The 24,228-nt window shown below is 62.1% G+C and carries 21 protein-coding genes; 15 read left to right on the top strand and 6 right to left on the bottom strand.

Annotated features, from left to right (window positions below):
• Position 1 precedes the first annotated feature (1 nt).
• On the bottom strand, positions 2-388 hold the full coding sequence (locus ACWGPT_RS02530) for a fluoride efflux transporter FluC (RefSeq protein WP_452603988.1): 387 nt from the start codon (positions 386-388) through the stop codon (positions 2-4).
• 187 nt (positions 389-575) lie between these two features.
• On the opposite strand from ACWGPT_RS02530, the gene ACWGPT_RS02525 reads away from it, so the two are divergent.
• The 11 genes from ACWGPT_RS02525 to ACWGPT_RS02475 all read left to right on the top strand — a co-directional run bounded on the left by ACWGPT_RS02525 (position 576) and on the right by ACWGPT_RS02475 (position 10,301).
• Positions 576-1,169 (top strand): HupE/UreJ family protein, encoded by a 594-nt coding sequence (locus tag ACWGPT_RS02525; protein ID WP_452603987.1) that lies wholly within the window; start codon positions 576-578, stop codon positions 1,167-1,169.
• Positions 1,170-1,285: 116 nt separating this feature from the next.
• A complete protein-coding gene (locus tag ACWGPT_RS02520; protein ID WP_452603986.1) occupies positions 1,286-1,588 on the top strand; it encodes an urease subunit gamma in 303 nt (100 codons plus the stop codon).
• Between the two features lie 17 nt (positions 1,589-1,605).
• Positions 1,606-2,019: an urease subunit beta gene (locus ACWGPT_RS02515; protein WP_452603985.1), complete on the top strand. Its 414-nt coding sequence runs from the start codon at positions 1,606-1,608 to the stop codon at positions 2,017-2,019.
• Between the two features lie 33 nt (positions 2,020-2,052).
• Positions 2,053-3,771, top strand: a complete 1,719-nt coding sequence (locus ACWGPT_RS02510; RefSeq protein WP_452603984.1) for an urease subunit alpha — start codon at positions 2,053-2,055, stop codon at positions 3,769-3,771.
• 52 nt (positions 3,772-3,823) lie between these two features.
• The gene (gene ureE, locus ACWGPT_RS02505) at positions 3,824-4,375 is read left to right on the top strand and encodes an urease accessory protein UreE (protein ID WP_452603983.1); all 552 of its coding nucleotides are present in this window, start codon (positions 3,824-3,826) and stop codon (positions 4,373-4,375) included.
• A 5-nt stretch (positions 4,376-4,380) separates the two neighbouring features.
• Positions 4,381-5,094, top strand: a complete 714-nt coding sequence (locus ACWGPT_RS02500) for an urease accessory protein UreF (protein WP_452603982.1) — start codon at positions 4,381-4,383, stop codon at positions 5,092-5,094.
• 22 nt (positions 5,095-5,116) lie between these two features.
• Positions 5,117-5,773, top strand: coding sequence for an urease accessory protein UreG (gene ureG / locus ACWGPT_RS02495; protein WP_452603981.1), 657 nt, complete (start codon positions 5,117-5,119; stop codon positions 5,771-5,773).
• Positions 5,770-6,705, top strand: coding sequence for an urease accessory protein UreD (locus ACWGPT_RS02490; protein WP_452603980.1), 936 nt, complete (start codon positions 5,770-5,772; stop codon positions 6,703-6,705). The genes ureG and ACWGPT_RS02490 overlap by 4 nt, the downstream gene beginning before the upstream one ends.
• Positions 6,706-6,750: 45 nt before the next feature.
• A complete protein-coding gene (yut, locus tag ACWGPT_RS02485; protein WP_452603979.1) occupies positions 6,751-7,740 on the top strand; it encodes an urea transporter in 990 nt (329 codons plus the stop codon).
• Positions 7,741-7,759: 19 nt separating this feature from the next.
• Positions 7,760-8,995, top strand: a complete 1,236-nt coding sequence (locus tag ACWGPT_RS02480) for an ammonium transporter (protein ID WP_452603978.1) — start codon at positions 7,760-7,762, stop codon at positions 8,993-8,995.
• Positions 8,996-9,041: 46 nt separating this feature from the next.
• A complete protein-coding gene (locus ACWGPT_RS02475; protein ID WP_452603977.1) occupies positions 9,042-10,301 on the top strand; it encodes an SLC13 family permease in 1,260 nt (419 codons plus the stop codon).
• 9 nt (positions 10,302-10,310) lie between these two features.
• Here ACWGPT_RS02475 and ACWGPT_RS02470 read toward each other — a convergent pair whose 3' ends face one another.
• The 5 genes from ACWGPT_RS02470 to clcA form a co-directional block, all read right to left on the bottom strand.
• Positions 10,311-12,272, bottom strand: a complete 1,962-nt coding sequence (locus ACWGPT_RS02470; RefSeq protein ID WP_452603976.1) for an FUSC family protein — start codon at positions 12,270-12,272, stop codon at positions 10,311-10,313.
• 89 nt (positions 12,273-12,361) lie between these two features.
• Entirely contained in the window at positions 12,362-15,598 is a 3,237-nt protein-coding gene (locus tag ACWGPT_RS02465; RefSeq protein WP_452603975.1) for an efflux RND transporter permease subunit, read from the bottom strand.
• Between the two features lie 3 nt (positions 15,599-15,601).
• Entirely contained in the window at positions 15,602-16,813 is a 1,212-nt protein-coding gene (locus ACWGPT_RS02460) for an efflux RND transporter periplasmic adaptor subunit (protein ID WP_452603974.1), read from the bottom strand.
• 414 nt (positions 16,814-17,227) lie between these two features.
• Entirely contained in the window at positions 17,228-17,533 is a 306-nt protein-coding gene (locus ACWGPT_RS02455) for a hypothetical protein (protein WP_452603973.1), read from the bottom strand.
• 208 nt (positions 17,534-17,741) lie between these two features.
• A complete protein-coding gene (clcA, locus tag ACWGPT_RS02450; protein ID WP_452603972.1) occupies positions 17,742-19,064 on the bottom strand; it encodes a H(+)/Cl(-) exchange transporter ClcA in 1,323 nt (440 codons plus the stop codon).
• Between the two features lie 394 nt (positions 19,065-19,458).
• On the opposite strand from clcA, the gene ACWGPT_RS02445 reads away from it, so the two are divergent.
• Genes ACWGPT_RS02445 through ACWGPT_RS02430 form a run of 4 tightly spaced genes read left to right on the top strand, consistent with a single transcriptional unit; the run spans position 19,459 to position 24,151 of the window.
• Entirely contained in the window at positions 19,459-19,665 is a 207-nt protein-coding gene (locus tag ACWGPT_RS02445; RefSeq protein WP_452603971.1) for a YtcA family lipoprotein, read from the top strand.
• Between the two features lies 1 nt (position 19,666).
• Positions 19,667-20,719, top strand: coding sequence for a multidrug transporter subunit MdtN (gene mdtN, locus ACWGPT_RS02440; RefSeq protein ID WP_452603970.1), 1,053 nt, complete (start codon positions 19,667-19,669; stop codon positions 20,717-20,719).
• On the top strand, positions 20,703-22,622 hold the full coding sequence (locus ACWGPT_RS02435) for an FUSC family protein (protein ID WP_452603969.1): 1,920 nt from the start codon (positions 20,703-20,705) through the stop codon (positions 22,620-22,622). The genes mdtN and ACWGPT_RS02435 overlap by 17 nt, the downstream gene beginning before the upstream one ends.
• The gene (locus tag ACWGPT_RS02430; protein WP_452603968.1) at positions 22,619-24,151 is read left to right on the top strand and encodes a TolC family protein; all 1,533 of its coding nucleotides are present in this window, start codon (positions 22,619-22,621) and stop codon (positions 24,149-24,151) included. The genes ACWGPT_RS02435 and ACWGPT_RS02430 overlap by 4 nt, the downstream gene beginning before the upstream one ends.
• Positions 24,152-24,228 lie beyond the last annotated feature (77 nt).

The following is a 24,228-nucleotide window of genomic DNA, read 5'->3' as shown; positions in this document are numbered from 1 at the left end:
GCTAGCCGCTCAGCCTCGCCAATTCCGCTCCGAGCCCCGCGGCAACTATCCCGAAGACGACCGAGCCGATCAGGTAGGCCGCCGCCGTTCCCGCAGAACGTGCCTTGCTCAGCTTGGCGGCATCCAGCTGCATCGTGCTGAAGGTCGTATAGCCACCGAGAAGGCCGGTCAGGACGGCCGAATTCAATGCGCTGCCGTAGCGGTCGTGCCATTCCACGGAAAACAGGACGGACAGGTATCCGATCACGAAGGCGCCGCTGACATTGATAAGGATCGTCGACCATGGAATTCCGTCTGCATGAGTGGGGACGAGTTTTCCCACCAGCCATCGCAGCAACGATCCCACTCCCCCGCCAAGTGCTACTAGAAGGACGTCAGGAAGCTCCATGTCAACGACCTCGCAGGCAAGTATTCCGTCTTAACTATTTCCCGCTGGTATAAAGACATTTCCAGAATTGAAATTGCGTACGATCAACGACAGGTCACCTGGCATATCGTTTAGTGAGGACATCACTTGGGTCGCACGAGCCCGTCGCGATCGCCAAAGAACATATCCATCTACAGGAGGCAGTTACATGAAACGGTCCCCGGTTTGTCTTCTGGCTGCCCTTTCAAGTATTATCCCAAGCGTGGCTCTCGCGCATACAGGTGCTCACACGAGCGGTTTCGCACATGGGTTCGCTCATCCCATATCCGGTCTGGACCACGTTCTCGCCATGGTCATGGTTGGGCTGTTTGCCTACCAGCTTGGCGGGCGTGCCCTGTGGATCGTCCCTCTTGCATTCGTCTCGGCAATGTCCGTCGGGGGAGTCCTCGGGCTTGCGGGTATCGGCGTACCATTCATTGAAATCGGCATCGCGCTCTCGGTGGTCGTCCTGGGAGCCCTCGTAGCCTCGAATGCACGAACCCCTGTCATCGCGGCCGTCGCGATGGTCGGCTTCTTCGCCATTTTCCACGGTTACGCTCACGGGGCCGAGATGCCGGCGAATGCAGCCGCTCTCACCTACGCCATCGCCTTCCTCATCGCCACGGCGCTGCTCCACCTGACAGGTGCAGCCCTCGGGCTCGGTATCGACAAGGCGGGTCAACGGACCGGTTCCGCATTCGTGCGCGTGGCCGGGGCGTTCGGGCTGGTTGCGGGTCTGGGGATCTTCACGGGCATTCTCTGAGGCCGAGCCGCGACCGAGGACGAACGATATCGAGCATTGGACGCGGAGGTCTCAGACCCCCCGCATCCGCATCATCGTCTGCAGGAAGCTAACTCCAGTAACGTCCGAGGCTTGAGATGCACATCACCCCGCGAGAATTCGACAAACTCCTGATCTACATGATGGCCATGGTCGCGCAACGGCGCAAGGACAGCGGCCTCAAGCTCAATCACCCCGAAGCGGTATCCCTCATCACGACCGCAGCGCTCGACAACGCCCGCGCCGGCAAGAGCCTAGAAGAGGTCATGGACATAGCGCGCAAGGCGATCAAGCGCAGCGACGTGATGGAGGGGGTCGCCGACATGATCCCCTATGTCCAGGTCGAGGCGGTCTTCACCGACGGAAGTCGCCTGGTCACCGTTCACAATCCCATCCAGTAGCTTGAGGAGTGGTGGCCATGGCCCCGAAGACAAAGAAGGCAGGCGTCGGTGGACTGGTGCTCGCCGACGGCGACATAGAGATCAACGCCGGCTATCCGACAACCAACCTCAAGGTGCGAAATACGGGTGACCGTCCCATCCAGGTCGGTTCCCACTTCCATTTCTTCGAGGTGAATGCCGCCCTCGAGTTTGCGCGGGAGGAGGCGTTCGGAAAGCGCCTCAACATACCCGCGACGACCGCGCTGCGGTTCGAGCCCGGCGACGAGAAGGATGTTGTTCTGGTTCCCATACAGGGCAAGCGCCGCGCGATCGGCTTCAATGGCCTCGTGAATGGATGGGTGGGGGAAGAGAGCTACAACGACAGTCGGCCACGCCTTGCGGATGCGATGGTGCGCGTCGAGCGATACGGATTCAAGAACAAGCCTGAATGACGTCGAGGATACCTCCTTAGGATAGGTCAGACCATGGCAAAGATATCGAGAGCGCAGTACGCGGACCTCTATGGTCCCACCACCGGCGACAAGATCCGTCTGGGCGATACCGAACTTTACATCGAGATTGAGAAGGATCTGCGCGTCTATGGCGAGGAAGCCGTCTACGGTGGCGGCAAGACCCTTCGCGACGGCATGGGGTTCGACAACGAACTGACGAGTATTGCCGGCGCACCGGACCTGATCATCACGAATGTCACCATCGTCGATGCCATCCAGGGCGTCATCAAGGCGGATGTCGGCATCAAGAACGGCAACATATGCGGCATCGGAAAAGCCGGTAACCCGTCGACCATGCCCGGGGTTACGCCGCAACTGGCGCTCGGGCCCGGCACCGACGCGATCTCCGGCGAGCATCTCATACTCACCGCAGGCGGTATCGATGCACATGTCCACTTCATCTCGCCGCAGCAGGCCGAAGCCGCGCTCAGCAACGGCATCACGACCCTGTTCGGCGGCGGTATCGGGCCGAGCGACGGCACCAACGGAACCACCATAACACCCGGGACATGGAACATCGAAATGATGCTCCGCTCGTTCGATGCCTGGCCGGTCAACGCGGGTGTCCTCGGAAAGGGAAACTGCTCCTCGCCGACCCCGTTGACGGAACAGATCCACGCGGGGGCAATGGGGCTGAAGATCCACGAAGACTGGGGAAGCACTCCCGCCGCCATCCGCACGGCGCTGAAGGTGGCCGACCAGTACGACGTGCAGGTCTGCATCCATACCGACACGCTGAACGAAGCGGGCTTTGTGGAAAACACGATCGCGGCCTTCGAAGGGCGCACCATCCACACCTACCACACGGAAGGTGCGGGTGGCGGACACGCGCCGGATATCATCCGGGTGGCCGGCCAGCCCAATGTCCTGCCCAGCTCGACCAATCCGACCTTGCCTTTCGGGATAAATTCCCAGGCTGAATTGTTCGACATGACGATGATCTGCCACAATCTCAACCCCAAGATCCCCACCGACGTGGCGTTCGCGGAAAGCCGCGTCCGGCCCGAGACCATCGCCGCAGAGAACGTCCTGCACGATCTCGGAGCGATCTCGATCATCTCGAGCGACAGCCAGGCAATGGGTCGAGTCGGTGAAAGCTGGATGCGAACGATCCAGACGGCTCACCTGTCGAAAGTTCGGCGAGGGGCCTATTCCGGCGACACGTCCAACAACGACAATGAACGGGTCCTCCGCTTTGTCGCAAAAGTCACCATCAACCCGGCCATCGCGCAGGGCGTCAGCCAACTGATCGGCTCTATCGAAGTGGGCAAGATGGCGGATCTCGTGCTTTGGGAGCCCGCATTCTTCGGGGCAAAGCCCAAGCTGGTGATCAAGGGCGGCTTCATCTCCTGGGCGCTGATGGGCGATCCCAACGCCTCACTGCCGACGCCCCAGCCCGTCCGGTACCGACCAATGTACGGCGGCATGGGATCGGCGCTGCAGCAGACGCGCGTGACCTTCACATCCCGGGCGGCCTTCAACGACGGCATCGTCGATCGCTACGGCCTCCAGTCGAACGTGGTTCCGGTCTCCGGCACACGTATCGTCAGCAAGACCAACATGGTGCGCAATTCGACGCTGCCGGTCATCGAGGTGAACCCGGAAACCTATGCGGTGACGGTGGATGGCGTGCACGCCACCATCGAGCCGGCCGACCGGCTGCCGCTTGCACAACTGCATTTCTTCAGCTGAGCCGCGCGGGCTGTCACGAGCACGCGCCGGCCAGGAGCAACCGGAGAATGAGATGATCTTGATCGAGAAGACGCTTGGAAATATCCGGGAGCACAAATGGAACGGTGCTGACGTCGAATACCTCACCCTTGAACAGTGGGAAGCACCGAAGACGAGGCTGCGCAAGCACACCCGCAGCGGCCTGGAACTGGCGATTTCCCTGCCTCGCACGGATCATCTGCACGACGGAGACGTCCTTTATCACGACACCCGGGAGAACCGGGTGGTCGTCGCCAAGATCGCGATGAAGGAGGTCATGGTGATCGAGCTGGAAGACGTCGAAGGAATGCCGCCCACCGAGATTTTCAAGCTTGCGTTCGAAATAGGCCATGCGCTCGGAAATCAGCATTGGCCGGCCGTCATCAAGGGGACGACGATCTACGTGCCCCTCTCGGTGGACAGGAAGGTAATGGCCTCGGTGATGAGGACGCACGCCTTCCAACATGCCGAGATCCGGTTCGAACCGGGAGAGGAGGTGGCGGCCGGGCTCGATGCCAAGGAGATCAGGCTTCTGTTCGCCGGGGCCGACGCCACACCTCACCATCACCACCATGAACATGGCTAGATGCGATGAACGCCAATGCGAAGTGGCCCAGTTCAGCCATGACCCGGCTGGCGCACCTGTTGCAGTTCTCGGATTCGACGCTGCCGGTCGGCGCGTTCGCCTTTTCCCAGGGGCTGGAGTCCGCGATTCAGCTAGGCGTGGTGACCGACGCGGCGAGCCTGAAAAGCTACCTCGCGCTCATCCTGCGGCAGGCGGCACATTCGGACGGGATCGCGCTTCTGCATGCGCACCGTGCTGCATGCGAGGGCAATTACGAGAAGGTACGTGAAGCCGACCAGGCCCTCTGGGCGCGTCGCGTCGGCGAGGAGCAACAGTTGATGCTGGCGCGGATGGGCAAGAAGTTTGCGGAACTGGCGCTGGCGATCGAGCCCGCGCCTCTTCTCGGCCGCTGGCTCGCGGACGTCAATCGCGGCGAGACGCCGGGTTGCTTCCCGGTTGCCCAGGCGATCGGATTTGCCCGACTGCAGGCAAGCGAGGCCGAAGCCTTCACCATCCATCAGTACGGCCTGTCGTCGATGATCCTCAATGCCGCGCTTCGGCTCATGAGGATCGATCATCTCACGACGCAGAAGATACTTTTCGAGGCGCAGGCCACCGTGGACGGCCACTACGAAGCCATCCGGCCGCTCGAACTCGATGAAATGTCGAGCTTCGCCCCCGTCTACGACGTGATCGTCGCTCACCACACACGAACGCATCTCCGGCTGTTCATGAACTGAACGGCCCAAGGAAGGACCAGCCATGAAGAAGATCACGCGCATCGGTATCGGCGGGCCGGTCGGCTCCGGCAAGACCGCGGTCATTGAAACCATCACGCCGCGGCTCATCGAGTTGGGAGTGAAGCCGCTGATCATCACAAACGACGTGGTGACCACCGAGGATGCGAAACAGGTCCGCCGCACCCTGAAGGGCATTCTCGTCGAGGAAAAGATCGTCGGCGTCGAGACGGGTGCGTGCCCGCATACCGCCGTGCGGGAGGACCCCTCGATGAACATCGCCGCGGTGGAGGATCTGGAAGAGCGCTATCCGAACAGCGACGTGGTTCTGATCGAGTCGGGCGGCGACAACCTGACCCTGACCTTCAGCCCGGCGCTGGCGGATTTCTACATCTATGTCATCGACGTGGCTGCCGGCGACAAGATCCCCCGCAAGAACGGCGCCGGCGTCTGCCAGTCCGACATCCTGGTGATCAACAAGAAGGACCTGGCTCCCTACGTGGGAGCAAGCCTCGAGGTGATGGATCGCGACTCGCGACTGATGCGCGGCGACAAGCCATTCGTCTTCACAAACTGCAAGACGGGCGAGGGGGTCGACGCGCTGATGGACCTGATCATGGACATGGCGCTCTTCGACGTCAAACCCGAGACGACGGCCGTGCGAATGGAGGCAAGTGCATGAGCCTCCACGAGCGGCTGGTATCGATCGACAAGTCCCGGGAACTGGACGGCTTTCATACCGAGCCCGCTCAGATGCGTGCAGCCGGGCCGGGAAAGGTCGGGGAGCTGCGCCTCGGCTTTGCGATGCAGGACGGACGATCGGTGCTGCATGATCTCTATCGGGTGACGCCGTTGCTGGTGCAGCAGGCCCTTTACTGGGACGAGGCGATGCCGGAGTTGCCGGTATGCTCGATCATCTCGATCGGCGGCGGGGTGCTCCAGGGAGACCGCTATCGCATCGACATCACGGCTGAGGCGGGCGCGTGCGCTCACGTCACGACGCAAGGCGCAAACCGCATTCATCGCATGGATGCGAACTACGCGTCCCAGTACATGGACCTGCATCTCGCTGCGAATGCCTATCTGGAATACCTCCCGCACGTCACGATCCCCTATCGGGACTCCCGCTTCGTCAGCCGGACGGACATCACCATCGACGAGACTGCGACGCTTCTCTACGGCGACATGTTCATGTCGGGGCGGAAATACCATCACGCATCCGAGCGCTTCGGGATGGACGTCTTGTCCATGCAGGTATGCGCGAAGCGTCCCGACGGAACGGTTATCTTCGCCGAGAAGCTTCTGATCGAGAGGGGCAACGAGACGATCGACTTTCCGTCCGTCGCGCAAGGCTACGATGCCTTCGCGAATGTTCTCTGCCTGACACCTCCCGAGATTGCGGCGCGCATCAGCGAGCGCATCGAGATCAACGCTGCAGCCGGTTCTTCCCGCGCCATGTCAGGCGTGTCGAAGCTGCCGAACGCGGCAGGGCTGATGTTTCGCGCCGTCGGGGTGGAAACCTACGACGTGCGCGCCGAGGTCCGCCGGTTCTGGCGTGTCGTGAGAGAGGAAGCGCGGGGACGGACCTTGCCTGAAGAGTTCCTTTGGCAGTGAACCTGGAGGCTGCGTGCCATGCAAGTCAACGAAGGAAACTTTCTGATGGTTTGCCTGAAGGGGGCCGGACAGGTCTTCTTCATGGAGAACGCGGTGACCGGGGCGCTGTTTCTCGTGGCCATCGGTTACGCCTCCTTCGAGACAGGGGTCTGGGCCACGACGATCGGCGCGGTCATAGGGTTGCTCGTCGCGACCGCCGCGGCCAAGGCGTTCAGCGTCGATCCTCAATCCTATAGATCGGGGCTTTTCGGTTTCAACGGCATTCTCGTAGGGGTGGCACTTCCGACCTTCATTGCCGTATCGCCGCAGCTCTGGCTCTACATCATCCTCGGCGCTGCAATCAGCACCGTCGTGACCAGCGCCTTCAGCGCGACGATCACCAAGAGCTGGGGAATTCCCGGATCGACCGGACCCTTCGTGCTGACCGCCTGGCTGCTTCTGGCGGGCGCCTACCAGTTCGGCTCCCTCAGGGTGGTCGGCGAGACGCCCAAGTTCACGACCGACTACACGCTGGGAACGGAAACCATCCCCAATGCCCTCGAGGTGGTCGAGATCTTCTTCCGCAATATCGGGCAGGTCTATCTTCTCGGAAGCTGGGTCAGCGGCGCCATCATCCTGATCGGGATCATCATCGCATCGAGAGCGGCGGGAATCGCGGCCATCGGGGGATCGCTTCTGGCGCTGGCCACCGCCTATGTGATGAAAGCCGATCCCACTGTGGTCTCGCAGGGGCTCTACGGCTTCAGTCCGGTCCTCACCGCCATTGCCGTCGGGACGGTCTTCCTCAAGCCGTCCTGGTCGGTGGCCGCCTACGCGGCCCTGGCGACGGTGACCACCGTGTTCGTGCAGGCGGGCTTCGACGCGCTGATGGCACCGATGGGACTGCCGTCCTACACGGCACCCTACGTGCTGACCATGTACCTGTTCATCGCGCCGAGAATGTTCGAGGCACCGCATCCGCACAGTCCGGTCACGGAACATTTCCTGAATGAAGAACAGGCTCCACGTTCGCAGACGGGCGCACAGGCGTCATAGCTGGAGAAAGGAAAGAGCAATGAGTGCCATCAATCCCGGCGATACCGCCTTCCTGCTGATATGTACTGCGCTCGTTTGTATGATGACGCCGGCGCTCGCGCTGTTCTACGGCGGCCTCGTCAGGGAACGCGACGTCCTGTCGATCATGATCCAGAATTTCGTCTGCATCGGTGTCGTGGGGATCATATGGGTCTTCGGCGGATTCAGCCTCGCCTTCGGCCCGTCCATAGGCGGCGTCATCGGCAACCCCTGGACCTATTTCGGCATGTATCACATCGGTGTCTCTCCCGACCCCAGATATGCTGCGAACGTGCCTTTCATCCTGGTTTTCGGATACCAGATGATGTTCGCGATCATCACCCCGGCGCTGATGACCGGCGCCTTCGTCGGCCGGATAAGGTTCGGGGCCTATCTGTGGTTCATCGCGCTGTGGACCATCCTCATCTATCTCCCGGTGGCCCACTGGATCTGGGGCGGCGGCTTCCTGTCGCGTCTCGGGGTCGTGGATTTTGCGGGCGGCATCGTCATCCACGCCTCTGCCGGCGTCTCCGCGCTGGTGACGGCGCATTACCTCGGCAAGCGGGTCACTGGCGACGGGGAGAGTTCGCCGGCGAACCTGCCGCTGGTGGCGCTAGGTGCCGGCCTGCTCTGGTTCGGCTGGTTCGGCTTCAATGCCGGCGGCGCCTACGCCGCGGATGCGCTCGCTGCCTACGCCTTCACCAACACCATGCTTTCAGGCTCGATCGCAATGCTGGTCTGGATGTTCTGGGAATGGCGGGAGACCGGCCGTCCGTCGTTCTCGGGCGTCCTCGTCGGCGCGGTGACGGGACTGGCCACCATCACGCCGGCATCGGGCTATGTCGACCCGATGGCTGCGCTTCTGATCGGGGCCATCGGTGCCACGGCGTGCTATTTCGCCAAGTACATCCAGTCCTGGCTCAAGGTGGACGACACGCTCGAGGTCTTTCGGGCCCATGGCATCGGCGGGATCACCGGCTCGCTGCTGATCGGGATCATGGCGAGCTCCCACATCAACGCCGTCTCGGCAAGCCTTCGTCAGTTCCTGGTGCAGGCGCTCGCAATCGTGGTCGTCGCCGTCTACTCGGCCGTCGTCACAAATATCATCCTTCGCCTGATCGACAGCATGGGCACGCTCCGTGTTCCGGAAGAGGTCCAGAGGCAAGGTCTCGACGAAAGCCTCTATGGCGAGCACGCCTACAGCTGGTGGAACATGAAGCCCGGAATGAAGGATTGATCAGAGCTTTGTCTGGCAGAGCCCATCGGTTCCAGGCGGTCCAGGGATGAACACAGATCTGACCGATCTCACCGTCCTGATCTTCCTGCTGGTCTACCTTGCCATGGCGCTGGGGACTTTGCCTGGCCTGCGGGTAGACCGGACCGGCGCGGCGATCGTCGGCGCGCTGGCGATGATGACGATCGGCAGTATTTCGCCCCGGGCGGCCTGGGATTCGATCGACTACGCCAGTCTCGGGATGCTCTTCGGCCTCATGCTGGTTTCCGCCGCCTTCGTGGTCTCTGGCTTCTACGGGTTGACGGCGCAGAAGGTGGCGAGCGCGCAGGTATCTCCGCCGGTCCTTCTGGCGATCCTCATCAGCGTCGCCGGCGTGATGGCGGCGTTTCTGACCAATGACGTCGTGGCAGTAGCGATGACGCCTCTCCTGATCTCGATCGTCCTTGCGCGCGGGCTCAATCCCATCCCATTCCTGCTCGGCTTCTGCTTCGCCGCCAATGCAGGTGCGGCAGGGACGATCATCGGGAGCCCGCAGAACATGATCGCGGCGCAACAGCTGAACCTCTCGTTCGCGGGTCTCTCGGAGATCACGGCCGCCCCCGCCCTTATTTCCCTGGTGGTGATATGGGCGGTGATCTGCGTCCTTTACCGCAGGCGCTGGCGCCTCTCCACCCAGGTCAACCAAGTCACCCATCCGTCCGCCCCCGCTGCTTCCCAAGCCCCGCCATTTTCCATGGGGGAGACGATCAAGGCATTTCTTGTGGCCATCGCGGTCGTGCTGGCCTTCATCTTCAGCGACTGGCCCCGGGACCTCATTGCCCTGACCGCCGCCGGTTTCCTGCTGCTCAGTCGGAAAGTCTCGTCGAGGGACATGCTCAAGGAGGTGGACGGCGACCTCCTCCTGCTCATCATGGGGCTGTTCGTCGTCAATGCGGCGCTCTCCAACACGGGGCTGCCGCAAGTACTTCTGACCCGGCTCGCCGATACCGGCATCGACCTCAACAAGCCTTGGACGCTCTTCCTGGTGAGCAGCGTCGTCAGCAATATCGTCGGAAACAACCCGGCCGTTATCATGCTCGTGCCGTATCTTCACGCCGAAGGGAACGCGAACGATCTGGGTGCCGCACTCTCGCTCGGCACGCATTTTTCCAGCAACCTCGTGGTGTTCGGAAGTCTTGCGGGGATCATCGTCGTCGAAAAGGCCAGGGAATATGGTCTGAAGATTTCGCTTGCCGAGTTTTCGACCGCGGGAGCGATCGTGACCGCGCTGACGATGGCTGTAGGGATCGCTTGGCTTCTTGCGTTCTAAGCCGCGGCGTCATGCCGTCCGTGCTCCTTCAAGGGGACCTTCGCTGACGCGATGACCGTTCTTATCGGCCTCGAGATGCTGCAGGATCCCGAGCAGCGTTTCCACCGCATATCTGATCTCGTTGTCCTCGGGGCGTGTTTCGCTCCCCTCGATCCGTATCGTGTCAGCGAACTGGGGCTCGGGTTCGCCTGGTGAAGGGCTCTCTCCCACCAGTAGCCGCAGGCGATCCCTGATTTGGCGGAGGGCTTGAGCTTCATTGGCATTCGGCGGGTTGTCGCGAAAGGCGTGCTGCAGGAGATGTGCCGCATGGGTCATGAAATAGGCGTGCCGCATCATGTTCACCGTGTGCACGTCCGTGCTGCCGAGTGTCCATGCGCTGCGCATCGGCTCGCAGGCCGTCAACACATCGGTATAGGCGTGGTCCACGGCGTTGATGCCGGCTGTCATCGATTTCGCGGGTTTCCGGTCGTCGATGATGATCTCGATCAGGTCGAGAAGGGCAACGGTCAGACCATGCATCGTCTCCTCCGCTTTTCGCACCGCGCTGACCGGAAGTATCATCAGCGATACGAACATCCCGGCGGCCGCGCCCACTGCCGTCTCGAGCAAGCGCAAGAGGAGGAGCTCAGGCGTGAATATCCCGATATAGCCGTAGATGAGGGAGATGGCGATGTTGATGCAGAACATCATAGTAACATAGGACAGACGCGTGATGTAAAACGCCGTGAAGATGGCGATCGCAACCAGCGGAATGGTCCAGTACGGGTTGCCATGAATGAGCGTTGCCAATGCGATGCCGACAAATATCCCTGCGGCCGTTCCGAGGGACCGGTTCACCGCGCGGATCGCCACCGCTCCCCCGGACTGGGTGTTCATGAAGATCAGAAAGGCAGTCATGACCGCCCAGAACCAGCGCTGGGAGGATAGCAATTCCCCACCCGCCATTGCTATGCCGCACGCCAGAGTGACCTGGAGAGAACGGCGCAGAGGCTCGTCCTTCAGCCATTGCCCGGGAGCGGGAAACAACTTCGCCTTTCCTGCAGGCGGCTTGGCTGAAACGTTCTTGGGCAAGGAGTCCGGGAGGCTTTTTACCGCGGCCCGTATGGCTTCCTCAGATTGCCTGAGTTCCTCTGTCGCATGAGACAGGTCTCCCGCCTGGGGACCGCGCCGTCCCGCAACCTCAGGGATACAGAGTTCTGTAGCGGTTTCGGCGGCAAGCTGCAGGTCGAGAAACCGCAGGCCGATCGCGGACGTCGGGTCGGCGTTCTTGTCCTCGGTCTGAGGCGGAAGATAGCTCTCGCACATCATGATGGCGTTGCGGAGACTCCGCATGATCATCATGATGTCCTTGCTGCGGGGGCTCCCATCCGCGACAGGCGTCGTGCCTATCGCCTGCCGCAACTGCCCGGAAACGTAAAGCGTCGTGCCCACGACGCGCCGGAAGTCACGGCTGGCGATTTCCGGCATGACAAAGTTGCGAACGAGATGGGCAGTAAATCCGGAAATCACCAGTGCTATGGCAATGTCGCGGAGATCCGCCTCCGGCGCCTTCAGGTATGCACCCACGATCCCGCACATGAAGGCGAATACTCCGACCGCCTGCCAGCGGAGGCCAAGGCGGCTCACATATATCGCCAGGAAGACGACGAGCAGCACGACGAGATCGAGTTGCAGCACTGATTGCCTGACGACGGATATGGCGGCAATGACGACGAACGCGGCGATCGCGGCATAGACGCGCGTCACGGCTCGGCCCGCGATCGTGGGATCCCGGATCTGGGCCGCTCCCTGGACGGCCGACAGCATACCCAGCGTGAGTGCCGCCGTCGGCATATGCAGCCAGCGATCAACAATGATGAGAACAACGCAGACCGCGGCAAGCGTGAGAACGACACGGACGCCTACCCTGAGGTTCACCCGGCCTGGATCGGATGCCAGAAGATAGAATTTAAGCCTGTCTACCGGTCCCATGGCCGTCAAGCTCTTGTCCGAGTAAGAGGGATCCGGTTATCGGAAAGCCCGGATTGCGAAGTTCGGCCGACCAAGCCCGTCTCGGGGACTTATACAGGTTCGCCTGCCGACGGCGACTGAGTTCCAATCTTCTTCGTCTGCTCATCCAGTGGGGCGGTAATCGTGTCGTCTGAGGTGGAATCCTTGTTGCCGTAGAGCGGGTGACCAAGAAGCCTCGCGTGACCCCACTCCCGCACGCGCTCCAGGACAACGTAGAGCATCGGGATCATGAAGATCCCGACGACCGCGCTTGCGATCATTCCGCCGAAGACGGTCGTGCCGACGGAGCGTCGGCTTGCCGCGGATGCGCCAACCGCAATCACCAGCGGGACGAGGCTGAGGATGAAGGCGATGCTCGTCATCATGACCGGGCGGAACCGCTGGCGCGCGCCCACGATTGCCGCCTCGTCCACAGACATTCCTTCCTCTCGCCTGTCCTTGGCAAACTCCACGATCAGGATGGCGTTCTTGCTGGCGAGAGCGATGAGCACGACGATGCCGATCTGGGCATAGATGTCGTTTTCCAGTCCTGTCGCCAGAAGCGCGACGAAGGCTCCGAAGACACCGACGATCACGGAGAGAAGCACGCCGAGGGGAATGGTCCAGCTTTCGTACAATGCCACCAGGAACAGATAGGCGAACAGCACCGCCAGCCCCAGAACGATCGGGGTTTCGCCGGCGGCCTGCAATTCCTGCAGGGCAGTGCCCGTCCACTCGTATCCATAGCCGGAGGGAAGGGTGGCATTCGACACCTCCGCCATCGCCGCCAGGGCTTCGCCGGAACTGACACCCGGCGCCGCGTTGCCGTTAATGGCCACGGCCCGATAATTGTTATAGCGGGTGATGAAGAGCGGACCGAGGCTCTCTTCCACGGTGACCAATGAGCGTAGCGGGATCATGTCCCCGCTGGAGGAGCGTACGAACACCCGGTAGATGTCTTCAATCGTCGTTCGGTCGGTTTCCTCTCCCTGGACGATGACCTGCCATGTCCGCCCCAGTGTGTTGAAGTTGTTTACGAAATATCCGCCCAACGTGGATTGCAACGCGTTGTAGATGGCGACCGGCTGCACGCCGAGACTAAGCGCCTTGTTGCGATCCACCTCTAGCGAAAGCTCTGGCGTGTCCGTCGCAAAGGTCGTGAACACGGCCGAGAGTTTCGGATTCTGGTTTGCCGCGATGACAAGCGCCTGGGCGACGGAGGCAAGCTCCTGGGGCGAACTGCCTTCCCGATCCTCCAACTCGTACTGGAACCCGCCCGACGTACCGAGTCCGATGATGGGGGGGAGATTGAGCGAGATGGCCGTGGCGTCCGTGAGCCCTGCAGTGCGCTTGTTGACCTCGTCGATCACCTTGAAGACGGTGATGTCGTCCTTCGTCCGCTGGTCGAACGGTGTGAGCGCCACCATCAGCAGCCCCGCATTGGATTCCGCAAGCCCGTCGATAAAGCTGAAGCCTGTGACGCTCGTGACGTCTGCCACGCCGGGAATATCGCGTATCATTCCCTCGACCTGAGACACCACCGCCGACGTGCGTGGCTGCGATGCGGCGGGCGGCAGGGTGACCTGCACGAAGAACAGCCCCTGGTCCTCGGAGGGCAGGAACCCGGTCGGAGTTATTCGGTTGAGATAATAGCTTCCCCCGGCAAAAAGCAGGACAAGGGGGATGCTGATCGCCGCGACGCGGACGAGCCTGCTGACGATCTTCGCGTATCCCTCGCTGACGTGTTCTATGCCGTTGGACAGCTTGGTCATCAGCCGTCCGTAGGCACTCGTACTGCGATGGCTCGGCTTCAACAGGACGCCGCACAATGCCGGACTGAGGGTGAGGGCGTTGATCGCCGATATGAGCATCGCGACGCTCACCGTGACCGCAAACTGCGAATAGAGCTCGCCGGTGATGCCGGGGATGAAACCGACCGGTACAAAGACGGACAGAAGGACAAGCGTCACCGCGATGATGGGAGCGGTAATCTCGCGCATTGCCATCTTGGTCGCTTCCTTCGGGGGAAGCCCGGTCGTCGTCATGACGCGCTCGACGTTTTCCACGACGATGATGGCATCATCGACCACGATGCCGATGGCAAGGATCATCGCAAACAGTGAAATTGTGTTGGCGGAATAGCCGAGTACCAGGAGAACCGCGAAGGTTCCGACGAGGGATACCGGCACCGCGATCGTCGGTATGAGCGTGGCGCGAAGGTTGCCGAGGAAGAAGAAGACCACCAGCACCACCAGCACGAAGGCCTCGATCAGCGTCTTGATGACCTCGTCGATGGTCGAGGAGACGAAGACCGTCGTGTCGTAGGTGATCTTGTAGTCGAGCCCTTCCGGGAAACCTTTCGATATTTCCGCCATGGCCTTGCGCACGCCGTCGGCGGCGGCAACCGCGTTTGAACCCGGTGACTGGTAGACGGCAATGACGGAGGCAGGTGCGCCGTTCAGCCGGCCCATGCTCTCGTAGGACTGGGCGGCGAGCTCGACGCGGGCGACGTCGCCAAGCCGTACAAGCGAGCCGTCGGGATTGGCGCGGATGACGATCTGTTCGAACTCGTCGACGGTGGTCAGCCGACCCTGGGTCGTCAACGTCAATTGTATCTGCTGCTGGTCGCTGATGGGCGGCGCCCCGATCCGCCCGACCGCGGCCTGGACGTTCTGATCACTGACGGCATTGATGATGTCATTCGGTACGAGCGCAAGGCTGGTGAGCGCATCGGTATCCAGCCAGATGCGCATGCTGTAGTTCATCGTTCCGAAGGACTGCGCCTGGCCGACGCCGGATACGCGTGCAAGGGGATCGATGACATTGAGAACCGCGTAGTTGTTGAGGAAGAGCTCGTCGTAGACGCCGGTCGGCGAATAGAGCGTGACGACCTGCAGGAACGAGCTCGACTGCTTCTTGACGAAGACGCCGACACGGGTGACTTCCTCCGGCAGGAGCGTCTCCGCAATCTGGACGCGGTTCTGGACGTTGACCGCGTTCAGGCTGGGGTCCGATCCCACCGCGAAGGTGATCGTCAGGTTGTAGGAGCCGTCGTTGCCGCTGGTCGAACTCATGTAGATCATGTTGTCGACGCCGTTGATCTGGGCTTCGATGGGCTGGGCTATGCTTGCCTCGACAACCTCCGCGCTCGCTCCGGTGTAGGTCGCGGTCACAGAAACCTGCGGGGGGACGATGTTGGGGAACTGCGCGATCGGTATCGCCCGCAGAGCGATGATCCCGGCAAGCGCGGTAACGATGGCGATGACGATGGCGAACCGGGGGCGATCTACGAAGATTGACGACAGCATGGTTCAATTCCCCGCTGCTGGCGGGGTTTCCGGCGGGGTTACGGGGCTCGTCGCCGCCGGCTGGGGGTCGATCGGCTGGGGGTCGATTGGCTGGCCGGGGCGGACCCGTTGCAGCCCGTCGACAATCACCCGGTCTCCCTTCTGCAGTCCCGACCGGATGACCACGTCGGTGCCGACCGTCTCGCCCTGCGTGACCTGTCGTTGCGCGGCCTTGTTGTCCTCGCCGACGACGAAGACGTAATTGCCGCTCTGGTTTGTCAGCACCGCTTTCTGCGGGATAACCAGCGCCTGGACCGGGCTCTTGATCTCGGCGGACACGCGCGCGAACTGTCCGTCGAGCAGCCTGTTGTCCGGATTGGGGAAGACCGCGCGGATGAGAACCGTATCGGTATTCTCGTCGACCTTTACCCCGGTGAAGTCGATCTTGCCCGGGTGCGGATAGGTTTTGTTGTCGCTCGTGACCAGCTGTACCGTGATTTCGTTCGTAGAAAGGTCCGCGCGGTTGCCCTGGGTATAGGTGAGGATGGTGGCGTCACTGACCGGAAATGCCGCATAGATCGGATCCTGGCTTATGACGCTGGTCAGAGCGCCCGAACTCGGACCGACCAGGGCACCGATGCTGAAATTGGAAACCCCGACGCGACCGTCGAAAGGAGCACGGATATCCGTGTAGCCGAGATTGATCTCGGCCTGTTTCAGCGAGGCTTGAGCCTGCTGGACGGCCGCCTTGGCCTGCAGTTCGGTGGCGACGCGATCATCGAGCGTGCTCTGCGAGATGGTGTTCTGGGAATAGAGCAGGCGGGCCCGATCTGCTTGAACCTTCGCGTTGTTCGCGTCGGCCTCCACCTTGGCGAGGTTTGCCTGGGAAGCCTGGAGGGCGGCCTCCAGCGGGGCCTTTTCCAGAACGAAGAGGAGATCGCCGGCCTTCACGGCCTGGCCTTCCGTGAAGGTCCTTTGAACCACGAAGCCCTCGACGCGGGCGGTAATGTCGACGGTATTGACCGCCTGGACCCGTCCCACGAAGGACATTCCGGGGTGGATGGGGCGTTCGACCACGTCGAACACGCCGACGCGGATCGGGGTAGGAGCCTCGCTGCTTGCGGTCCTGGTTTCTTCCTTGCGGCAGGCGGCGGTGGCAAGCGCAATGGCAACCGCGAGAGTTGCGGCTGAAAGGCGCCGCACGAAATGGTCACTGGGATGAGAAGCCTGATGCATCAACTGTTCCCGACGATGGAAAGGCGGCTGACGGTAAAATCTTACCAGAGCCCGCGGCGGTGCGGCCTGCGGCAGACCTGTGATCTTCAGAGGCCTCGGATGTGGCCGATATTCGATCGGACACCTGGGAAGAGGCCGGATCTCCACGCCCTCTCTGTCATTGATCGCGCACGGATCGCGAAATGATCGCTGGGAATCTCGCCGAGGCGTCCCCGGCTCCTTCGTGCTGCGGAACCTCCGCGACGCTTCGAACCCATCGTCCGGAGGTGCGGAAAGCGCTAGTCGCCTAACGCCTTTCGCCCTGTTCTCCGCGTCTTGGAAGCAGTGACCGCCCCATGACTTTGCTGATGTCGATGGTCGAAGTGGACCAGTCAGGGCGTCAGGCCAGGCCGACACCCACATCAGCTGGTGGCGTCACTTGACGTAGACGATCTTGCCGCCATCCGCCGCGGTCTGGATGCCGACGACGTTCTTCAACTCGACGTTCTGTCCTTCCAGGATCGATTTCAGGGAAGGGTTCGCCTCGATCTCGGCTTGAGCCTGCTGCTCCGTCTCGGCGTTCAGCGGAGGAAGCGGCTGGGTCTTGTTGTCGCGGGTGAGGTCCGAATTGACGAAAACAACGTTGACCTGAGCAGGCGTAAGCGTGGTCTGTGCATTCGCTACTCCAAGGAAGGACAACGCAGATACAGAGAGTGCGAAGAAAAGCGTACGAGTTCTCATTGTAATCTCCAAGATTTAAGAGCCGGACAAGTCAACTCGCGCCAGATGGCGCAATTATATCTCAGTCGCGCTATGGATCTGCGGAAGGCTCGGCGGCGACAAATATATCTCCCGCGGTAGCAGATGTTCCCAAGCAAATTCACGATAGCGGAGGCTCATGCGAGTGTAATTGATCATGAGCAATTGAGACGGGGCACCCGGGTCGCGGTTACTCGGCAGGTTTCCTGCTTCCCGCGTTCTCCAGCGTACGCGCCAGCAATTGCTCGTAGATCGGCTTGCCACCCAGCCAGTTCGCAACGAGGCTGGCCGCCAGGCAGGTCGCCAATAGGGGAACTGTGTGGGCGTATGCACCGGTCAATTCCACAGTGAGAACAACGCCGACCATGGGCGAACGAACGGATGCCGTGAAAAGTCCCCCCATGGCTGCAATGGCAAATGCGGCGGGAACGACACCCCAGTCGACCCCGAAGGCACTCACCAGAGCCGCAAAGGCCATCCCGACACATCCGGCTAGAGAAAGCATGGGCGCGAAAATGCCACCCGGGACGCCGGAAGAGTAGCTTGCAACCGTGGTGAAGAAGCGCGCGGTGGCCAGCAGCAGCAGCACGACCAGACCAGGCTGTTCGGCGACCAGCGCCGGAACCAGGCTTTCGCCTCCCGTGACGCTGTGCGGGTAAAGCACTACCAAAGCCCCGACGACCAGGCCTACCATGGCCGGGTAAGCGTACGGAGCCCTGGACTGGGCAGTCGCCGCAAAGGCCAGCCCTCGCAGGACGGCGGCGTTGAACAGGACGCCTATCACGCCCAGGAGACAGCCGAGAACGATGAAGAGCGGCAAGGCAAGAAGAGGGGGGGCATCGGCAGACATTGAGAGGTCGGGCCCCATGCCGCCGATCCACTCCGTCATGGCGGTTGCCAGCAGGCAGGCGGCGATCACACCCATATATGTCCGGAACGTGTAGGGAAACTCGCTGCGGGTCTCCTCTATGACAAAGAGGATGGCCGCGACGGGCGCGTTGAATGCGCAGGCGAGCCCGGCCCCGGCGCCGGCTGCAAGCAACCCGCTGCGGTCGGTTCTGCCCGTTCGGAGGACGTCTGAAAACATGGCGGCCACGGAGGCGCCGATGTGAATTGTCGGTCCTTCGCGCCCCAGGACAAGGCCGGAGCCTATCGAGGCGATGCCGCCGAAGAATTTTACGGGAAGAACCCGCGCCCAGCGGACCTCCCTCAGGCCCACCATCGCACCCTCCACCTCCTGGATACCGCTTCCACCGGCTTCGGGAGCGGAGTGGCGAACCAGCGCGACCACAGTTACGGTGATGAGCATGGTGATGAGGGCGGCGCAGATTACGAGAAGGGGGCCCTCCAGCATCTGGCGAAGGTGTGACGGCCAAAGGAGAAACGCGTTTATCGCCAGATGAAAAATCGATCCGATTGTGCCGGCGATGACCCCGACCACGCAGCAGAGCGCCACATAGCGGCCATCCGCTAGGTGCCGTTCCGGTGATCCTGCGCCGCTGGCATCGGACATCATCGGTGCTCCGGTTACTTATGGCTTCTGGAAACCCGCCGAGGGCCGCAGAGGATCGGCGGCAGGCCGCCGCCGGCCGTCTCCGGATCAAGCGGCGCAGCCCACACGTCTCGCCGGGAATGGTACCATCATTTGTTGGGATGTAACTGATCAGGCGCAGGTATATCGGAGCTCTTACACGGCGATTTCGAGTATCCTTGCCGCGCCTTCAGGAGCCAACACGGGCAATGCTTCCCGGCGGAGTGGGTACTAGTGTTGCCGGGACATCGGCCGGAATTGATCCTAATCACGCAGGGATTGGCATTGAGGGAGTAAGCTGGTCCGTGAACCCGTGCGGCCAGGCCCAAGCCGGGGCTGCAGCGTGGGCCAAGGCAATCCATGGGAGACCTAGCGCGTGTCAGGGCCGTCATTCTACCTGTTCGGAGCGTACTTCCCGTCCTGGATGCTATGCCTGCTGGTTGCGGTGATCTTGACGCTCGTCGTCCGCGCGGTCTTCATCTGGGTCGGCATCGACGACATCCTGCCGTTGCGTCTCACGGCCTATACCGCGATGGTCGTGACGATCGCCTGCGCTGTGCTGCTGTTGGTCTACGGTCGGTAACATGGACAGCAACGCCTACAGCAAAAGAAGATACAGCATCGTCGGGGTGTTGCTGACCGGCATCCTCGTCGTCGCAGCCTTCACGATGACCTGGCTCTATCTGCGCAAGGCACGCGACAACCCGCTTTCGGAGGATGCGGTCATCGGGGCCACCCTCGTCAATATATCGGCGAGCGTGGCCGGAAGGGTCGTCTCCATCGATGTCCGGGAAAACCAGGCCGTCAAAAAGGGGGATGTCCTTTTTGTGATCGATCCAAAGCCTCTTCAACTCATCGTCGAGCAGACGGCGGCGGATCTGGCGATCGCCGAGGCGGAACTGGAAAACCAGCGGCGCGCGGTCAAGGCAGAGGCCGAGAATGCAGGGATCGCCGACCAGCAGATCGCGCGGGCCGAGTCGAACCTTGCTCTTGCGGAAGCGACGCTCAAGCGACTCGAGGCGCTGAGCCCGAAGGGCTACGTGACGCGCCAGCAGGTGGAGGATGCGAGGACCGCGCGGGACGATGCACAGATCAGCCTCGGTCAGGCCGTCCAGCAAGCCGCGGCAGCCAAGACGCTTGTCGGCTCGCTCGACGGAGCCGAAGCGCTGGTGCGCGCCCGCCAGGCGGCCCTCGCGCTCGCCCAGCACAACCTGGACAACGCCGTCGTTCGTGCACCCCATGACGGCCGGATCGTCGGTCTTCTGTACGGTACCGGGCAGGTCGTGGCGCCCGGCCAGTCAATGTTCACGCTGATCGATACATCGAGCTGGTACGCTTCGGCGACATTTCCCGAAACAGAACTGAGGAGCATCAGCAAGGGTGACTGTGCCGAGGTGCGGATTCTTGCCGACAGCTCGATCGTCGTCAGGGGCACCGTCGAGGGTATCGGCTGGGGGGTCTCGTCGGAGGACGTGGTCAATATCCCGCGCAACCTGCCCTATGTGCCGAAAGACCTCGACTGGGTGCGGATCGCCCAGCGTTTTCCCGTCAGGGTAAGGTTGATCGATCCACCCGAAGACCTCACGCGCTCAGGCGCCTCGGCCGTTGTGACGGTGATCCATGGAACAAATTGTTAGACCGACGCTGGCGGATGCAATCCGCGAGACGCTGGCGGATCTGATGCCGTTTCCGGGGCGCATGGCGACGTCCCTGGGTGTCGCCGTCGTGTCCGCCATGGTGGCGGGCATCGCGATGATGTTTCACATCCCTGAATCGGCGCTCAGCTGCTACCTCGTCATGTACCTGATGAAGGCCGACGGGGCCGAGAATACCGTCGTGGCCACGGCGGCAATCCTGGGCTTCGCCTTGCTCGTTGTGCTGATGATCCCGATCCTTCAATGGACGGTCAGTTCCGCTCTGTTGCGGATCCTGGTGATGATCGCGGTATCCTTCGTCTTCATCTTCCTCGGTGCCGCAAGCAAGCTCGGCGAGGGGGGCAGCGTCGTTGCGCTCATCATTGCCTTCATACTGAGCCTTGTGAACCAGGTGCCCATCAATGGCGTGATTTCCTATGCGCTGCGTTACGCCGCGGAGATGGGGATCATGCCCATGTTCGTCATCGCCGGTTTCAGCCTCTTTTTCGGCCGCTGGAGCCTGGCGCTCTTGCGCGATGAGATGCGCGAGCGTTTCCAGGTGGCGCGCGACGTATTGCTCGCGAGGAATTCGGGGACGCTGTCCGCCTTGCAGGAAAAGCTCGGAGCGGCGAACGAAGAGCAGGACAAGCGCCTGATGCTGGTGAACATCCTGCATCAAACGACCCGCGGGAGAGCAGCCAAGATCAAGGTCGACATTCCGGCATCCTACCAGCTTCTTTTTGCCGTATCCGCGCTGCCGCCCGAAACATCGGCCGAACATGAAAGGAAGTATGTCGAGCACCTCGATGACATGGCGTCGGCGCTCGATGCAGGCCGGCCGCTTCCACCTCCTTCGCCGGAACTTGCCGTTTCGGGGAGCCGGCAGGAAGCCGCGATGTTGCAGGCTCTGGAAAACCTCGCCGGCACCGGCAATCACGCTTACGCCTCCGGTGGTCGCGACAGGCTGTTTGCCGCCGACGCCTTCACCAACCCGATATACGAGCGTTTCGCGATCAAGACGACGATGGCCGCGATACTGTGTTACATGTTCTATGCCGCGATAGACTGGCAGGGCATCCATACGGCGATGGTGACCTGTTACGTCGCCTCGATGGGCACCGCCGGGGATACGATCCACAAGCTCGGCCTGCGCATCGCCGGGTGTCTCGTCGGGGCGGCGATCGGCGTCGGTTCGCTGATATTCCTGATACCGCACCTCGAGACCGTCGGCGGGCTGATGGTCCTCGTCTTCGGCGTCGCTCTCCTTTCGGCCTGGGTCACGGCGGGCAGCGAGAAGGTTTCCTACGGCGGGCTGCAAATCGGCCTCGCCTTCACGCTCACCGTCCTGCACGGCTTCGGTCCCTCCACCGACCTCGACACGGCGCGCGACCGCATCATCGGCATCCTGGTCGGCAATTTTGCGGTCTACATCATCTCCACCATGATATGGCCGGTGCCGGTCGCGACGGTCATCCGACAACGTCTCTCGCAGGCTGCTCGGAAGGTCGCGCAGATTGCCGCAGCGCCCTCCGAGCACCGCTTCGGGATGATCGCCACCGCGGCGGAAACCGAACGGCTGCTTCAGGACGTGCGCTACTGTTTCTACCTCCTGCCATTCGAACCCAGCGCCCTTCGACCGTCCGCTGAACGGGAGGGCGCGCTCCTCTTTGCCGCCAACAAGCTTGCTTCGCTAAATAAGCATGTTTACTTTTCAGCCGAGGCGATGCCGGATGCTGTCGCAAGACTAAACAGCTTATCGTCGCAACTCGAAAGATCCCGGCCACCGGGGGAGAGCTCGGTCCGCGATCCATCTTCTTCTGCTTCTGACACGGAGACTGCGGGGATAATGCAAATCCACAGGCATATCACGGACCTGGAGGCAGCCCTGCAGGACAGTCGCTTATGAGAGCAACTGCGGACGCATGCCTGCTCGTCCTGCCTCTCCTGATCGCCCTCATTCTGACCGGCTGCGCGACGGAAGCGCTGGAACTGGCGCCGGAAGCAGCGGACAAGCCCTGGAAGATGACGGCGGCGCGCGGCGAGCCTGCAAGTGCGACCGGAGGGCCGGATGATTTCAGCGTCCCGTCCAATCCGTCGCTTGCCCGGATTGCCGATCCCGTGGCGATCGATACCAATGCCCGGTACAACCTCGCGCAACTCATCGATATTGCCCAGCGCAGCAATCCCACGACCCGCAACGCCTGGGAACAGGCGCGCCAGGCCGCGCTCAGTGTCGGCATGGTGGAGGCCACCATGCTGCCGGTCATCACCGCGAACGTCATCGGGGGTGTCCAGGAAACCACGGTCCCCGTCGAGGTACCGCTGCTCGGTCGGCGCGACATCGACACGAGGGTGGAAGGGGTGACACCTTCCATCGCGCTCCAGTGGCTGGTTTTCGATTTCGGGCAACGCGCCGCCCTCGCGGATGCCGCCGAACAGGTCTCCTTCGCGGCGAACGTGACCTTCAACGCGGCGCATCAGAAGGTCATCTTCGATGTGACGCGAAGCTATTACGTCTACAGCGCCTCGGTCGTGGCGAACCGGATCGCGCAGGAAACGCTGCGCAACAGCGAGGCGGTGGCGGCTGCTGCCCAGGCGAACTTCGACGAGGGACGCGCGACCACCGTCGAAACCGCACTCGCCCGCCAGCAGGTCGCCCAGTCGGAACTGAGGATCGTGCGGGCGCAGGGCCAGCAACAGGATGCCTATCAGGCCCTTCTCGCGGCCATGGGCGTGAACGCGATGCTGAAGATCAAGATCAACGGTTCGCTGGACGGAAGGCTGCCCGCCGGTCTCGACAGGATGACGCAATCGGTGCTGGACGCGGCACTCTCCCGCCGTCCTGACGTGATCGCCAGTTTCGCGGCGCTCCAGGCAAGCAGGGCGGGCGTGCAGGCCGCGGAGGCGGAGTTCCTGCCGAAGATATTCGTTGCCGCAACGCTGGCGTCGACATCCGACAGCTTCGACGTCGGCAACCTGCCGGCCCTCGGCAACCAGGCATCGGGCGTCGGCGTGCTTGTGGGTGCCACGGTGCCGCTATACGACGCCGGCCTGCGTGCAGCCCAGTTGAAGAAGGCACAGTCCGCGGTCGGCGCCGCAGCGGAGACCCTCCGCCAGGTTCAGCTGGAGGCGGCGACGGAAATCATGGTCGCCTCGAACGCGCTGCGGACTGCCCTGGCTGCCAACAAGGCCGCCGGCGTTCTCGTCCAGACATCGGAGACCGCCTTCGATGCCGCGCTTGCATCCTACAAGAACGGGCTGGGAACGGTTACCGTGGTGAACGAGACCAACAATGCCCTGTTGGATGCCAGGCTAGCTCAAACCGATGCGCGGGCAGCGGCCCGCATTGCCGCCGCCAACCTTGCCTTTCTTACAGGGGCCTTGACCTCCAACCGCAGCGTGCTCCCCGGCGTCACCATGGCGGGTTCTCCGTGATGGTCGCGTCGTCAAGGGCGATGAGAGGGTAGAGGCCGAGCAGCATCGTTTGTCCGTTAGAGCCAGAGGAGGTGCGC

The sequence above is a fragment of the Pseudorhizobium sp. NPDC055634 genome, from assembly GCF_053618655.1.
Note: the sequence above shows the minus strand (reverse complement) of the source record. Positions and strands in the feature narration are given on the sequence as shown.